The organism is Polynucleobacter sp. MWH-Creno-3A4, from assembly GCF_018881885.1.
Classification (GTDB): domain Bacteria; phylum Pseudomonadota; class Gammaproteobacteria; order Burkholderiales; family Burkholderiaceae; genus Polynucleobacter.
Genome location: NZ_JACXSA010000001.1, coordinates 760,253 through 774,439, shown reverse-complemented (window position 1 = coordinate 774,439; position 14,187 = coordinate 760,253). Strand labels below are relative to the sequence as shown.

Below are 14,187 nucleotides of genomic sequence, written 5' to 3'. Positions count from 1 at the left end.
CTATTAAGCTGCTTCAACCAATTTGCCGCCAGCTGCTTCAATAACAGCTTTAGCACCAGCAGTTGCTGTAATACCTTTGAGGGTTACAGCAATCTTGAGTTCACCAGTCTTCACAACCTTCACAGCATTGATTTGCTCACCAGCAAAACCATGCGCTTTCAAAACCAACAAGTCCACTTCTGGCAGATTGATTTTGGCTAAGTCATTCAAGGTAATTTGGCCAACGTGACGACGTGTCAAAGACACGAATCCACGTTTTGGCAAACGACGGTACATCGGCATCTGACCGCCTTCGAAGCCCACTTTGTGGAATCCGCCAGAACGGGATTTTTGACCTTTGTGACCACGGCCAGCAGTTTTACCAAGACCAGAACCAATGCCGCGACCTACGCGACGACGGTTTTTCTTGGAGCCCTCTGCGGGCTTGAGTGTATTGAGTTCCATATTCTTCGCCTATTAACTTGCTAGTTAGCCAACAACTTTAACTAGATAAGAAACTTTATTAATCATGCCGCGAACCGCTGGTGTATCTTCCAATTCAGAAACTGAATTGATACGACCTAGGCCTAAACCACGTACAGTTGCACGGTGGCTTTCGCGTGTGCCGATCAAGCTGCGAACTAATTGCAGTTTGACTTTGGAGTTAGATGTTGTCATTTGTAGATTCCTAATCTTTAGTCTTAGCCGAGAATCTCTTCAACTGACTTACCGCGCTTAGCAGCAATCTCAGCAGGAGTACTCATCTTGCTCAAACCATCAATCGTTGCACGAACCAAGTTGTAAGGGTTTGTAGACCCAAGTGACTTAGCAACAACGTTCGTTACGCCCATTACGTCGAAAATCGCGCGCATTGGGCCGCCAGCAATAATTCCAGTACCGTCTTTAGCTGGAGAAATCAAAACGCGTGACGCGCCATGCTGACCAGTAACAGTGTGCTGTAAGGTGCCCTTACGCAAGGAAACCTTGATCATCTTGCGACGAGCTTCATCCATTGCTTTTTGAACGGCAACTGGAACTTCTTTTGATTTGCCTTTACCCATACCGATGCGGCCATCGCCATCGCCAACTACAGTAAGTGCAGCGAAGCCAAGAATACGGCCACCCTTAACCACTTTAGTTACACGATTAACAGCGATCATCTTCTCGCGAAGACCATCATCACGCTCTTCGTTTTGCATCTTAGTTTGCATTTTTGCCATGTTTTTTCCTAAACCCTTTTAGAACTTCAGGCCGGCTTCACGCGCAGCTTCAGCTAAGGCCTTAATACGGCCGTGGTAACGATGACCGGAACGGTCAAAAGCAACATCAACAATGCCTGCCTTAACAGCGCGCTCAGCAACCAACTTGCCGATTTGTTTAGCCGCATCAGCGTTGCCGCCGTTTTTGATCGCTTGGCGCAATTCTTTTTCCATAGTTGAAGCAGCTGCAACAACTTTTGTTCCACATGGGCTATATACCTGAGCAGAAATATGTGAATTGCTACGGATAACTGTTAAACGATTTGCCAATGCTTCGGCAATGCGAATGCGAGTCTGCCGAGCACGTCTTTGTCTGGATTCGTCTTTATTCATTTTCTAATCTCGCTTACTTCTTCTTAGTTTCTTTCAGATGCACAACCTCATCCACGTAGCGAACACCCTTACCTTTGTATGGCTCTGGTGAACGATAGGCGCGAACTTCAGCTGCGACCTGGCCAACTTGCTGCTTGTTGGAACCTTTAATAATGATTTCAGTTTGAGTTGGAGTCTCCGCTTTTACACCCTTTGGTAGGTTATAAATAATGTCGTGTGAGAAACCTAACTGCAACTTCAATGTTTCGCCTTGAGCAGCAGCACGATAACCAACGCCTACCAAGCTGAGCTTGCGCTCAAAGCCAGTAGTTACGCCAACAACCATGTTGTTTACCAAAGCGCGTGCTGTACCTGACTGTGCACCAGCTTCTGGTGAGTCGCTGTTTACAACCACTGTCAATACGCCATCTTCCTGTTTCAAACCAACAGTCGGATGCAAGTTATGTGTCAATGTGCCTAATGGGCCTTTAACAGTAATGTTTGCACCATTGATGCTGATTTCAGCTCCTTTAGGAACTGTAATTGGTGATTTACCTACGCGGGACATATTTCGCTCCTTAAGCTACGTAGCAAATAACTTCGCCGCCCACGCCTGTTGCACGTGCTTTACGGTCGGTCATTACGCCTTGAGGGGTTGAAATAATTGCAATGCCCAAGCCATTCATTACTTCTGGAATGTCATGACGGCCTTTATAGATACGTAGACTTGGTGTAGATACACGGTCAATACGCTCAATAACAGGGCGGCCTGCATAGTATTTGAGATCAATGTGGAGCACTGGCTTAGCTGCTTCACCTTTGATTTCGAAACTTTCGATATAGCCTTCATCTTGCAAAACTTTTGCGATGGCTACTTTTACTTTTGACGACGGCATCAAGACTAAGGGTTTCTGCACTGCTTGCGCATTGCGGATTCTTGTCAACATGTCGGCGATTGGATCGCTGATACTCATGAGTTCTCCTAATTCTTTCGCCGCTTACCAGCTGGCCTTGGTTAAACCGGGGATTTCGCCACGGAAGGCGATTTCACGAATCTTGCTACGAGCCAAACCGAACTTGCGGAATGTGCCACGTGGGCGACCGGTTAATGAACAACGATTTCTTTGACGAATCGGGCTTGCGTTACGTGGAAGTGCCTGTAGTTTCAAGCGGGCTTCATAGCGCTCTTCATCGCTGCGTGATTGATCAGCAATGATCGCTTTCAGTTCAGCACGCTTGGCAGCGTACTTCTCTACAGTTTTAGCGCGCTTATTCTCGCGCTCAATTAGGGATAGTTTTGCCACGTTAGCCTCTTAATTGCGGAAAGGGAATTTGAATGCTGCCAACAAAGCTTTTGCTTCTTCGTCGGTTTTAGCAGTCGTCGTAATACTGATATTGAGACCGCGGAGGGCATCAATCTTGTCGTATTCAATTTCAGGGAAAATGATCTGTTCTTTAACGCCGATGTTGTAGTTACCACGGCCATCAAATGCTTTACCAGAAATACCGCGGAAGTCGCGTACTCGTGGCAATGCAACAGTCACAAATCGGTCTAAAAATTCATACATGCGTTGACCACGCAATGTCACCATGGCGCCGATTGGGTAGCCTTGACGAATTTTGAAACCCGCAATCGCTTTTTTAGCTTTAGTTACAACTGGCTTTTGACCCGCAACTTTAGTTAAATCGCCTACTGCATTTTCAATAATTTTCTTGTCGTTCACTGCATCACCTAGGCCCATGTTCAGGGTTACTTTAGTAATACGTGGAACTTCCATTACAGACTTGTAGCCAAATTTGGCGATCAAATCAGCAACGACTTTTGCTTGGTAATGTTCTTGGAAACGTGTGCTCATAATTTCTCCGTGCCCTTTATGCGCTTAAAGTTGCGCCAGTGGTTTTGAGGAAACGTTGCTTTTTGCCATCTACGAGTTTGATACCAACACGTGATGGTTTACCGTTACCGTCAACCAAAGCCACATTAGAAATGTGAACAGGCATCGTCTTGTCAATCATGCCGCCGGTTACACCTGCAGCTGGGTTTGGCTTAACGCTCTTTTTATAAATATTTACGCCTTCGATCACTAATTTGTTCTCGAGAACGGCCGTTACAGTTCCTTGCTTGCCTTTATCGCGGCCAGTCAACAGAACTACGGAATCACCTTTACGAATCTTTTTCATATCAGCCTCTTAAATCACTTCGGGGGCGAGAGAAACGATCTTCATGAACTTCTCAGTACGCAATTCGCGTGTTACTGGTCCGAAGATACGTGTGCCAATTGGCTCTAACTTAGCGTTGAGCAATACCGCAGCGTTTGCATCGAACTTAATCAATGAACCGTCTGGACGGCGAACACCCTTAGCTGTTCTCACTACAACAGCGTTATAAATATCACCTTTTTTTACACGGCCACGTGGAGCAGCTGACTTAACGCTGACTTTGATGACATCACCGATACTGGCGTAACGACGCTTAGAGCCGCCCAATACCTTGATGCACAAAACTTCACTGGCGCCTGTGTTATCGGCGACCTGCAATCTACTTTCGGTTTGTATCATTTCTAATCCCCAACTTATTAGCCAAAGGCAAACAGTCTTGGTTCCGTCTATGGGCTTTAACGAAAGCTAAAACCCGGAATTAATGAAAAACACTGCTTCTCCAATAAAACCAGAGAAGCCTTCTATTCTACTACGTAAAACAGGGATTTGGGAAGATATTTCGCCAAATCCCCTAAAAAATACTTAAATACCTTTAGAGGCCTCAACCAAACGGGTCACAACCCAAGATTTAGTACGTGAAATTGGCTTTGATTCAGCAATTTCAACGGTATCACCCATCTTGTATGTGCCAGCTTCGTCATGTGCATGGTACTTTTTGGACTGGCCAACGTACTTACCAATCACGGGATGCTTCACTTGACGCTCAACCAACACGGTCACAGTTTTCTGCATTTTGTCGCTAACAACGCGGCCCACTAGGGTGCGGCGCAAGGGTTTAGATAATTCTGTCATATCCCTTTTTCCTTATTTCTGTGCAGTCTTTTGGGCAATAAAAGTCTTTACACGAGCGATATCGCGCTTAGTTTTACCCAATTGGCTGGTATTAGTGAGTTGCTGAGTGCCCTTTTGCATACGGAGCTTAAAGTTGGTCTTTAAGAGCTCTGTTAATTCTGCATTTAAGCCATTCAGATCTTTAGATGCTAATTCTTTATTTTTCATAATCTCTATCCCGATCAACCTAAGTGGCGAATCACGAAAGTGGTCTGCAAAGGTAACTTAGCAGCAGCAAGCTTGAAAGCTTCGCGCGCCAAAGTCTCATCCACACCATCCATCTCATAAAGCACTTTGCCTGGTTGAATTTCAGCTACGTAGTACTCTGGATTACCTTTACCGTTACCCATACGTACTTCAGCAGGTTTTTGTGAAATTGGCTTATCTGGGAAAATACGAATCCAAATACGGCCACCACGTTTAATGTGACGGGTCATTGCGCGACGTGCTGACTCAATTTGACGAGCAGTCAGACGGCCACGGCCAACGGCCTTCAATCCAAAGTCACCAAAGGCTACAGAACTACCGCGTGTTGCCACGCCAGTGTTACGGCCTTTTTGTTCCTTACGATACTTACGACGCTTTGGTTGTAGCATGCTTACTCTCCTGACTTCTGCGTATCTGCGGCAGGTGTTTCAACCTTACGAACACGCTTCACTGCTGGTTTGGCAGCAACTAATGGCTTGTCTGTGGCAGCAGCTGGTTTACGAGCCGCTGTCTTGCTTGGTGCGCGACGAGTTTTCTTTTCTTCGGCAGCAGGTTCAGCAGATGGAGCGGCTACTTGAGCTTCTGCACCGCGACCCAATGTGTCACCTTTATAAACCCAAACTTTTACACCGATGATGCCGTATGTTGTTTCTGCTTCTGATGTTGCGTAATCGATATCAGCCTTCAATGTATGAAGTGGAACACGACCCTCACGGTACCATTCGCGACGAGCAATTTCTGCACCGTTCAAACGACCTGAAGACATGATCTTGATACCTTGTGCGCCAAGACGCATGGCGCTTTGCATTGCCCGCTTCATCGCACGACGGAACATGATGCGCTTCTCTAACTGTTGAGTAATAGAGTCAGCAATCAATTGCGCGTCAACTTCCGGCTTACGAATTTCTTCAATGTTCACGTGAACTGGAACACCCATACGCTTTTGCAATTCACGGCGGAGAACTTCAATGTCTTCGCCTTTTTTACCAATTACAACGCCTGGACGTGAGCTATAGATAGTAATACGTGCGTTCTTAGCAGGACGCTCGATTACAACTTTACTAACGGATGCATTCTTCAACTTCTTCTTCAAATAGCTACGGACATCTACGTCCTCTTTGAGCATCTTTGCAAAGTCAGTATTGTTTGCATACCAACGTGATGTCCAATTCTTCGTTACCGCGAGTCGGAATCCGGTGGGGTTAATCTTTTGGCCCATATCTTTCCTTAGTTACTCAAGGTCACGCTAATGTGACAAGTTTGTTTTTCGATTTGATTGCCACGACCCTTAGCACGTGCAGTGAAGCGCTTCAAGGAAGTACCTTTATCAACGATTACCGCTGATACCTTGAGCTCATCAATGTCAGCGCCTTTATTGTGTTCAGCATTTGCAATCGCTGATTCAACTACTTTTTTCACAATGAAGGCAGCTTTTTTGGGGCTGAAATTCAAAATGTTTAATGCGCGAGCAATCGGCAAACCACGAATTTGGTCAGCGACCAAACGTGTCTTTTGCGCAGAAATGCGGGCGCTCTTGTGAATAGCTTTAACTTCCATCATCATCCCCTTACTTCTTCACAACTTTCTTGTCAGCAGCGTGACCTTTGAAAGTACGGGTCAAGGCAAATTCGCCTAACTTATGACCCACCATGTTTTCTGATACATAAACCGGAACGTGTTGACGACCGTTGTGAACAGCAATTGTCAGACCAATAAAGTCTGGAAGAATTGTTGAACGGCGTGACCAAGTTTTGATCGGCTTTTTGTCTTTGTTGGCTTGTGCAACTTCAACTTTTTTTACTAAGCTGGCGTCGCAGAATGGGCCTTTTTTAGCTGAACGTGTCATATCTATTTATCCTTATCGCTTAACGTTTTTGACGACGTTGAACGATCATCGAAGTTGTGCGCTTATTGCGACGTGTGCGATAACCTTTGGTTGGAGTACCCCATGGAGATACAGGTACACGGCCTTCGCCAGTTCTACCTTCACCACCACCGTGTGGGTGATCTACTGGGTTCATTGCCACACCGCGAACGGTTGGGCGAATACCACGCCAGCGATTTGCACCTGCTTTACCAATTTGACGCAAGCTGTGCTCTTCATTACCAACTTCACCAATAGTGGCGCGGCACTCAATCAGAACACGGCGAACTTCACCAGAACGCAAACGCACTTGAGCGTATACGCCCTCACGAGCTAACAATACTGCTGAACCACCAGCGGAACGGGCAACTTGTGCACCTTTACCTGGGAGGATTTCAACACAGTGAATCGTGCTACCAACTGGAATATTGCGAATTGGCAAGTTATTACCAGATTTGATCGGCGCTTCAGAACCATTCATGATGGCTTGACCTACAGTCATACCTTTAGCAGCAGGAATGTAGCGGCGCTCACCATCCGCAAACACGATCAATGCAATATTTGCACTGCGGTTTGGATCGTATTCCAAGCGCTCAACTTTTGCTGGAATACCATCTTTGTCGTTGCGTTTAAAGTCAACAACACGATAGTGATGCTTATGACCACCACCTTTGTGACGGGTAGTGATGTGACCGTTATTGTTACGGCCCGCTTTTTGAAACTGTGGCTCTAACAATGGTGCAAAAGGCTTGCCTTTATGGAGGTCAGGATTGACCACCTTGACCATTGAGCGACGACCTGGTGAGGTCGGTTTTGTCTTCATCAAAGGCATGATTAATTCGCCTCCGCTTCAAAGTTAATTTCTTGACCTGGTTTCAAATTCACATAGGCCTTCTTAGTGTGGTCACGACGACCTTCAAAACGGCCATAGCGCTTAGGCTTACCTTTTTGATTCACGATTTGAACAGAGTCAACTTGCACTTTAAAGAGCAATTCAACTGCTTGTTTTACATCGGTCTTGTTTGCATCGCGAGCAACTTGGAAAACTACTTGTTCGTTTTTCTCTGCAACCATAGTGGCTTTTTCAGAGATAACCGGACCAAGCAGAACCTTCATCAGGTTGTGATCATTTTTACGGACTTGGCTCATTTCAGCAACTCCTCAATTTTTGCGATCGCAGCTTTGCTTACCAATACCTTTTTGTATTGAACCAAAGCTAATGGATCAGCGTGCTGTGGCTCAACCACGGCAACTTTATGCAAGTTACGTGATGCCAAGTACAAATTCTCGCTAACCTGATCAACGATGATCAAGACTGAATCCAAGCCCATTGCTTTCACTTTGTCAGCTAAAACTTTAGTCTTTGGAGCGTCAAGAGAAAATTGATCAACTACATTCAAACGACCTTCGCGGGCTAACTGAGACAAAATAGATCTCATACCAGCGCGGTACATTTTCTTATTTACTTTTTGGCTGAAATTCTCTTCAGGAGAATTCGGGAATATACGACCACCTCCACGCCACAGCGGGGAAGAGCTCATACCAGCACGTGCACGACCAGTACCTTTTTGACGCCAAGGCTTCTTAGTTGTGTGCTTAACTTGCTCACGGTCTTTTTGTGCACGGTTACCGCTACGTGCATTTGCTTGGTAGGCCACTACAACTTGGTGTACCAATGCTTCGTTATATTCACGTTCGAATACTTCTGGTGAAGCTTGAACGCCTGCACCTAAAGTACCGTTATCTTGGAGAAGCTTAAGTTCCATATTCGCTCTCCTTATTTCTTCTTCAACGGTGTTTTCACCGCTGGAGTAACAATCACTTTACCGCCTGGGGCACCTGGAATGGCGCCTTTAACCATGATGAGATTACGTTCTGCATCAATGCGTGCGATGACTAAATTTTGGACAGTACGGGTAACGTCACCAAGGTGGCCAGTCATGCGCTTACCTGGGAAAACACGACCTGGATCTTGTGCCATACCAATAGAACCTGGTACGTTGTGTGATCTAGAGTTACCGTGTGATGCGCGACCAGAAGCAAAGTGGTAACGCTTGATAGTACCTGCGTAACCTTTACCAATAGACACGCCTTGCACGTCCACTTTTTGACCAGCAGTAAATGCAGTGTCAGCAGGAATTACTTGTCCTGGTGTCATCTCTGCGATTTTTGCTGCATCTAAATGAAATTCGTTGAGTGCATTACCAGCCATCACGCCTGCTTTAGCAAAGTGACCAGCCATTGATTTGGTAACGCGAGTAGCTCTACGTGTGCCGTGAGCCAACTGGATAGCATCATAGCCATCAGTTGCCTGGGTCTTGATTTGAGCGACTCTGTTGTCACTCACGTCGATCACGGTCACAGGAATTGAATCCCCTTCGTCCGTAAATAGACGGGTCATGCCGACCTTGCGGCCGATTAAGCCTAAGCTCATATTCATGCTCCACGCCGACTTCGATTGGTCGGCAAAATTAATTTAAGTGATTTACAAGTAAAAATACTTCTAAATCAATAACTTACAACGTTTTTAATGCTGATAAAACTCAGATATTCGCCCAAATGATTGAGCGAAGCCTTAGATTCTATCCCGAAAATTCAGTCTTGACAAGCAAAAAGACTGGAAACAACACATTACTGCAGCTTAATTTCGACGTCCACACCAGCTGGGAGGTCTAATTTCATCAAAGCATCTACAGTTTTTTCAGTAGGATCAACAATATCCATCAAACGGAGATGGGTGCGGATCTCTAACTGATCGCGTGATGTCTTGTTCACGTGTGGTGAACGCAAGATATCAAAGCGCTCAATACGGGTTGGCAAAGGTACTGGACCCTTAACAACCGCGCCAGTACGCTTAGCTGTATCTACGATTTCAGCTGCAGACTGGTCAATCAAACGATAGTCAAATGCTTTAAGGCGAATACGAATTTTTTGGTTTTGCATATTAATTCCAAAGAGCGATGTGGTGCTGCCACGTTATACATCTAAAGAGCACGGTGACATCAGCAGCACTGATGTCACCGGTTAGCAAACCGCTAAATATTATTTACTTCTACTTCCTTAAGCCAAAATCTTTGCAACCACGCCGGCGCCAACAGTACGGCCACCTTCACGGATCGCAAAACGTAAACCTTCTTCCATCGCGATTGGCGCGATGAGTTTGACGGTAATGGTGACGTTATCACCAGGCATCACCATCTCTTTGTCTTTTGGCAACTCGATTGAACCAGTTACGTCCGTTGTACGGAAGTAGAACTGGGGACGATAGTTGTTAAAGAACGGAGTATGACGACCACCTTCGTCTTTACCCAAGATATAAACCTCGGCTGTAAAGTGAGTATGTGGAGTGATTGAACCTGGCTTAGCCAATACTTGGCCACGCTCAACTTCTTCACGTTTTGTACCGCGCAATAAGATACCAACGTTATCGCCTGCTTGACCTTGGTCGAGCAATTTGCGGAACATTTCAACACCAGTACAAGTAGTCTTGAGTGTTGGCTTGATACCGATGATTTCGATCTCTTCGCCTACTTTAACGATACCGCGCTCAATACGACCAGTCACTACAGTACCGCGACCGGAGATAGAGAACACGTCTTCTACTGGCATCAAGAACGCGCCATCAATAGCACGCTCTGGAGTTGGGATGTAAGAGTCCAATGCTTCAGCCAACTTCATGATGGCTTCTTTACCCAATGGACCTTCGTCGCCTTCAAGGGCTAACTTAGCAGAACCTTGCACGATTGGTGTGTCATCGCCTGGGAAGTCGTATTTAGACAGAAGTTCACGAACTTCCATTTCTACGAGTTCTAACAACTCAGCATCATCCACCATATCGCACTTGTTCAAAAATACGATGATGTAAGGAACACCAACTTGGCGTGCCAAGAGGATGTGCTCACGCGTTTGTGGCATTGGGCCGTCAGCAGCAGAGCAAACTAAAATTGCACCGTCCATCTGCGCAGCACCAGTAATCATGTTCTTAACGTAGTCAGCATGTCCTGGGCAATCTACGTGAGCGTAGTGACGATTCGCTGTCTCATACTCAACGTGCGCTGTATTAATCGTAATACCGCGGGCTTTTTCTTCTGGAGCAGCATCGATCTGATCGTATGCTTTAGCTTCGCCACCAAATGCTTTTGAGAGCACGGTTGCGATTGCTGCTGTCAAAGTCGTTTTACCGTGGTCAACGTGACCGATGGTGCCTACGTTTACGTGCGGTTTTGTCCGCTCGAACTTTTCTTTTGCCATTTTTGTCTGCCTTCTTTAGCTAGTCAATATTCAAAATTAATGTGGATAAATTACTTCGCTTTAGCAGCCATGACTGCTTCAGCAACGTTCTTTGGTGCTTCGGAATAATGCTTAAATTCCATGGTGTAAGTAGCGCGACCTTGGGTCAACGAGCGTAAGCCAGTTGAGTAACCAAACATCTCTGCCAATGGCACTTCAGCGCGAACAATCTTGCCGCCGCCTGGAATGTCATCCATACCTTGCAAAATACCGCGACGTGATGAGAGGTCGCCCATTACGTTGCCCATGAAATCTTCTGGTGTTTCTACTTCAACAGCCATCATTGGCTCAAGCAACACCGGAGATGCTTTACGCATACCGTCCTTGAACGCCATTGAGCCTGCCATCTTAAATGCGTTTTCGTTAGAGTCAACGTCATGGTATGAACCGAAGAACAATGTCGCTTTGATATCTACCACTGGATAACCAGCCAAAATACCAGAGTTCAATGTTTCGATAATGCCTTTTTCAACTGCAGGGATGTATTCACGTGGAACCACACCACCCTTAATTGCGTCAACGAATTCAAAACCTTTGCCTGGGGCTTGTGGCTCTAACTTCAATACCACGTGACCGTATTGACCACGACCACCAGACTGCTTAACGAACTTACCTTCAATCTCTTCGCAAACCTTGCGAATCGTTTCACGATAAGCAACTTGTGGCTTACCAACAGTTGCTTCAACGCTGAACTCACGCTTCATGCGGTCAACCAAAATTTCCAAGTGGAGCTCGCCCATACCGGAAATAATAGTTTGGCCTGATTCTTCATCAGTCTTTACACGGAAAGATGGATCTTCTTGTGCCAAGCGATTCAAAGCAAGACCCATTTTTTCTTGGTCGGCTTTTGTCTTTGGCTCAACTGCTTGAGAGATCACTGGCTCTGGGAATACCATGCGCTCCAAAATCACAATACTATCTGGATCACACAATGTTTCGCCAGTAGTTGCGTCTTTCAGACCAACTGCAGCAGCGATATCGCCTGCATAAACTTCTTTAATTTCTTCACGTTGGTTTGCATGCATCTGCAACAAACGGCCAACACGCTCTTTCTTGCCCTTGATTGGGTTGTAGATGGTGTCTCCAGACTTCATTACGCCTGAGTAAACGCGGAAGAAGATGAGCTGACCAACAAATGGGTCGGTCATGATCTTAAATGCCAATGCAGAGAATTTCTCATCATCAGCAGCTTTACGTTCTGCAGGGGTACCGTCTTCCAATTCACAAGGAACTGGTGGGACATCTAATGGGGATGGCAACAACTCAACCACCGCATCCAACATCGCCTGAACGCCTTTGTTCTTAAACGCAGTTCCGCACAACATTGGAACGATTTCATTGGCGATAGTACGTTGACGCAATGCTGCTTTGATTTCGTCTTCGGTCAAGCCTTCGCCGCCGAGATATTTTTCCATCAATTCTTCTGAACTCTCTGCAGCAGCTTCGAGCATCTTCTCGCGCCACTCTTCAGCGGAAGCTTGCAACTCTGCGGGAATGTCTTCGTAGGTAAACTTGGTGCCCTGAGAAGCCTCATCCCAATAGATGGCCTTCATCTTCACCAAATCCACAACGCCTTTGAAGTTTTCTTCAGCACCGATTGGAATTTGAATCAAGATTGGGTTCGCTTTGAGGCGAGTCTTCATCTGGTCATAGACCTTGAAGAAATTCGCACCAGTACGGTCCATCTTGTTTACGAATGCCAAACGGGGAACTTGATACTTGTTCGCTTGACGCCAAACAGTTTCAGATTGTGGCTGCACACCGCCTACCGCACAGTAAACCATGCAAGCACCATCCAAAACGCGCATTGAACGCTCAACTTCAATCGTGAAGTCTACGTGTCCTGGGGTATCAATAATGTTGATACGGTGCTCAGGCATATTGCCTGCCATACCCTTCCAGAAAGTGGTTGTAGCAGCGGAAGTAATCGTGATACCACGCTCTTGCTCTTGCTCCATCCAGTCCATGGTAGCCGCGCCATCATGCACTTCACCGATTTTGTGGTTAACACCGGTGTAGAACAAAACGCGTTCTGTAGTTGTTGTCTTACCTGCGTCAATGTGCGCAGAAATACCGATGTTGCGGTATTTGTCGATGGGGGTTTTACGTGCCACTGTTTATGCCTTTTCTTGACTATTCGATTAGAAGCGGAAATGTGAGAAAGCTTTGTTAGCTTCTGCCATACGGTGAACTTCTTCACGCTTCTTCATTGCTCCGCCGCGACCTTCTGCAGCTTCTAATAATTCATTGGCCAAACGTTGAGCCATCGATTTCTCGCCACGCTTCTTAGCGGCTTCGCGCAACCAGCGCATTGCCAAAGCGGAACGACGTGATGGACGAACTTCAACAGGAACTTGATAGTTAGCACCACCAACACGACGGCTCTTTACCTCAACCATTGGCTTAACGTTGCCCATGGCTGTTGAAAAAATTTCGAGTGGTTCTTTATTTGCTTTTTTCTCGATGTGATCAAAGGCACCGTAAACGATACGCTCTGCAACCGATTTCTTACCGTCCAACATGAGGACGTTCATGAATTTAGCGACTTCTACATTACCGAATTTTGGATCCGGCAAAATTTCCCGTTTGGGAACTTCACGACGACGTGGCATAACTACTCCTTCAGTTCAGTTAGGGGTGCTTCACATGAATCACCCACTCCGGTTGCCCTACTATCCAAGAAAATTCCCAGACGGAACAACCACTTACTTGCCTTTAAAGTCTGGCAAAAATGACTTACTGCAAAAACTTTTACCGCTTAATTATTAAAAAATTAAGCAGCTTTCTTAGCGCGCTTGGCACCGTACTTAGAACGGGCTTGCTTACGATCTTTAACACCTTGCAAGTCCAAAGAACCGCGAACGATGTGGTAACGCACACCTGGCAAGTCCTTTACACGACCACCGCGGATCAACACAACTGAGTGTTCCTGGAGGTTATGACCTTCACCGCCAATGTATGAAATCACTTCAAAACCATTGGTTAAGCGAACTTTAGCTACTTTACGCAGCGCAGAGTTAGGCTTTTTAGGAGTGGTTGTGTACACACGTGTACATACACCACGGCGCTGCGGACTGTTTTGCAGCGCAGGGCTCTTGCTTTTAACGGTAAGCCTTGTTCTTGGCTTGCGTAATAATTGATTAATTGTTGGCATAAAATAGCTCGGTTAGTACTTCTTTGTTGCTTTCTTCAAGAAAATCAATGACTTAGAGTATTTCTAGGTCA

Annotated in this window: 25 protein-coding genes; all 25 read right to left on the bottom strand. The window is 46.0% G+C overall.

Annotated elements, in window-relative coordinates:
- Nucleotides 1-3 precede the first annotated feature (3 nt).
- The gene (gene rplO / locus IEN92_RS03915) at nucleotides 4-444 is read right to left on the bottom strand and encodes a 50S ribosomal protein L15 (RefSeq protein WP_216160729.1); all 441 of its coding nucleotides are present in this window, start codon (nucleotides 442-444) and stop codon (nucleotides 4-6) included.
- Between the two features lie 24 nt (nucleotides 445-468).
- Nucleotides 469-657, bottom strand: coding sequence for a 50S ribosomal protein L30 (rpmD, locus tag IEN92_RS03910; RefSeq protein ID WP_215374680.1), 189 nt, complete (start codon nucleotides 655-657; stop codon nucleotides 469-471).
- Between the two features lie 23 nt (nucleotides 658-680).
- Nucleotides 681-1,199: a 30S ribosomal protein S5 gene (rpsE, locus tag IEN92_RS03905; RefSeq protein WP_068947703.1), complete on the bottom strand. Its 519-nt coding sequence runs from the start codon at nucleotides 1,197-1,199 to the stop codon at nucleotides 681-683.
- 18 nt (nucleotides 1,200-1,217) lie between these two features.
- Complete coding sequence (gene rplR / locus IEN92_RS03900; RefSeq protein WP_215374677.1) at nucleotides 1,218-1,571, bottom strand: 50S ribosomal protein L18; 354 nt, start codon at nucleotides 1,569-1,571, stop codon at nucleotides 1,218-1,220.
- Between the two features lie 13 nt (nucleotides 1,572-1,584).
- Nucleotides 1,585-2,118 carry a 50S ribosomal protein L6 gene (gene rplF / locus IEN92_RS03895; RefSeq protein ID WP_215374674.1) on the bottom strand — a complete coding sequence of 178 codons (534 nt, stop codon included), beginning with the start codon at nucleotides 2,116-2,118 and terminating at the stop codon, nucleotides 1,585-1,587.
- A gap of 10 nt (nucleotides 2,119-2,128) precedes the next feature.
- Entirely contained in the window at nucleotides 2,129-2,524 is a 396-nt protein-coding gene (gene rpsH / locus IEN92_RS03890; RefSeq protein ID WP_216160726.1) for a 30S ribosomal protein S8, read from the bottom strand.
- Nucleotides 2,525-2,548: 24 nt separating this feature from the next.
- Nucleotides 2,549-2,854: a 30S ribosomal protein S14 gene (gene rpsN, locus IEN92_RS03885; protein ID WP_071464445.1), complete on the bottom strand. Its 306-nt coding sequence runs from the start codon at nucleotides 2,852-2,854 to the stop codon at nucleotides 2,549-2,551.
- A gap of 9 nt (nucleotides 2,855-2,863) precedes the next feature.
- Nucleotides 2,864-3,406, bottom strand: a complete 543-nt coding sequence (rplE, locus tag IEN92_RS03880) for a 50S ribosomal protein L5 (protein WP_015420243.1) — start codon at nucleotides 3,404-3,406, stop codon at nucleotides 2,864-2,866.
- A gap of 16 nt (nucleotides 3,407-3,422) precedes the next feature.
- Nucleotides 3,423-3,731 carry a 50S ribosomal protein L24 gene (gene rplX / locus IEN92_RS03875; protein WP_015420242.1) on the bottom strand — a complete coding sequence of 103 codons (309 nt, stop codon included), beginning with the start codon at nucleotides 3,729-3,731 and terminating at the stop codon, nucleotides 3,423-3,425.
- A gap of 9 nt (nucleotides 3,732-3,740) precedes the next feature.
- A complete protein-coding gene (gene rplN, locus IEN92_RS03870; RefSeq protein WP_011901910.1) occupies nucleotides 3,741-4,109 on the bottom strand; it encodes a 50S ribosomal protein L14 in 369 nt (122 codons plus the stop codon).
- Between the two features lie 183 nt (nucleotides 4,110-4,292).
- Entirely contained in the window at nucleotides 4,293-4,562 is a 270-nt protein-coding gene (gene rpsQ / locus IEN92_RS03865) for a 30S ribosomal protein S17 (protein ID WP_011901909.1), read from the bottom strand.
- 12 nt (nucleotides 4,563-4,574) lie between these two features.
- Nucleotides 4,575-4,769 (bottom strand): 50S ribosomal protein L29, encoded by a 195-nt coding sequence (gene rpmC / locus IEN92_RS03860; protein WP_215374672.1) that lies wholly within the window; start codon nucleotides 4,767-4,769, stop codon nucleotides 4,575-4,577.
- A 14-nt stretch (nucleotides 4,770-4,783) separates the two neighbouring features.
- Complete coding sequence (rplP, locus tag IEN92_RS03855) at nucleotides 4,784-5,197, bottom strand: 50S ribosomal protein L16 (RefSeq protein WP_071464443.1); 414 nt, start codon at nucleotides 5,195-5,197, stop codon at nucleotides 4,784-4,786.
- 2 nt (nucleotides 5,198-5,199) lie between these two features.
- Nucleotides 5,200-6,027, bottom strand: a complete 828-nt coding sequence (rpsC, locus tag IEN92_RS03850) for a 30S ribosomal protein S3 (protein WP_215374669.1) — start codon at nucleotides 6,025-6,027, stop codon at nucleotides 5,200-5,202.
- An 8-nt stretch (nucleotides 6,028-6,035) separates the two neighbouring features.
- Nucleotides 6,036-6,368 carry a 50S ribosomal protein L22 gene (gene rplV / locus IEN92_RS03845; RefSeq protein ID WP_215358374.1) on the bottom strand — a complete coding sequence of 111 codons (333 nt, stop codon included), beginning with the start codon at nucleotides 6,366-6,368 and terminating at the stop codon, nucleotides 6,036-6,038.
- 7 nt (nucleotides 6,369-6,375) lie between these two features.
- Complete coding sequence (rpsS, locus tag IEN92_RS03840) at nucleotides 6,376-6,654, bottom strand: 30S ribosomal protein S19 (RefSeq protein WP_087908800.1); 279 nt, start codon at nucleotides 6,652-6,654, stop codon at nucleotides 6,376-6,378.
- A 19-nt stretch (nucleotides 6,655-6,673) separates the two neighbouring features.
- A complete protein-coding gene (gene rplB / locus IEN92_RS03835) occupies nucleotides 6,674-7,504 on the bottom strand; it encodes a 50S ribosomal protein L2 (protein WP_068947694.1) in 831 nt (276 codons plus the stop codon).
- 2 nt (nucleotides 7,505-7,506) lie between these two features.
- Nucleotides 7,507-7,821: a 50S ribosomal protein L23 gene (gene rplW, locus IEN92_RS03830; protein WP_215374667.1), complete on the bottom strand. Its 315-nt coding sequence runs from the start codon at nucleotides 7,819-7,821 to the stop codon at nucleotides 7,507-7,509.
- A complete protein-coding gene (gene rplD / locus IEN92_RS03825) occupies nucleotides 7,818-8,438 on the bottom strand; it encodes a 50S ribosomal protein L4 (RefSeq protein ID WP_215374664.1) in 621 nt (206 codons plus the stop codon). Before rplD ends, rplW begins: the two co-directional genes overlap by 4 nt.
- An 11-nt stretch (nucleotides 8,439-8,449) precedes the next feature.
- Nucleotides 8,450-9,106, bottom strand: a complete 657-nt coding sequence (rplC, locus tag IEN92_RS03820) for a 50S ribosomal protein L3 (RefSeq protein WP_216162158.1) — start codon at nucleotides 9,104-9,106, stop codon at nucleotides 8,450-8,452.
- Nucleotides 9,107-9,303: 197 nt separating this feature from the next.
- The gene (gene rpsJ, locus IEN92_RS03815) at nucleotides 9,304-9,615 is read right to left on the bottom strand and encodes a 30S ribosomal protein S10 (protein ID WP_011901899.1); all 312 of its coding nucleotides are present in this window, start codon (nucleotides 9,613-9,615) and stop codon (nucleotides 9,304-9,306) included.
- A 117-nt stretch (nucleotides 9,616-9,732) separates the two neighbouring features.
- A complete protein-coding gene (gene tuf / locus IEN92_RS03810; protein ID WP_215374647.1) occupies nucleotides 9,733-10,923 on the bottom strand; it encodes an elongation factor Tu in 1,191 nt (396 codons plus the stop codon).
- A 50-nt stretch (nucleotides 10,924-10,973) separates the two neighbouring features.
- Entirely contained in the window at nucleotides 10,974-13,076 is a 2,103-nt protein-coding gene (gene fusA / locus IEN92_RS03805) for an elongation factor G (RefSeq protein ID WP_215374662.1), read from the bottom strand.
- Nucleotides 13,077-13,103: 27 nt separating this feature from the next.
- Nucleotides 13,104-13,574 carry a 30S ribosomal protein S7 gene (rpsG, locus tag IEN92_RS03800; RefSeq protein WP_068320103.1) on the bottom strand — a complete coding sequence of 157 codons (471 nt, stop codon included), beginning with the start codon at nucleotides 13,572-13,574 and terminating at the stop codon, nucleotides 13,104-13,106.
- 161 nt (nucleotides 13,575-13,735) lie between these two features.
- Nucleotides 13,736-14,116, bottom strand: a complete 381-nt coding sequence (gene rpsL, locus IEN92_RS03795; RefSeq protein ID WP_068947691.1) for a 30S ribosomal protein S12 — start codon at nucleotides 14,114-14,116, stop codon at nucleotides 13,736-13,738.
- Nucleotides 14,117-14,187 lie beyond the last annotated feature (71 nt).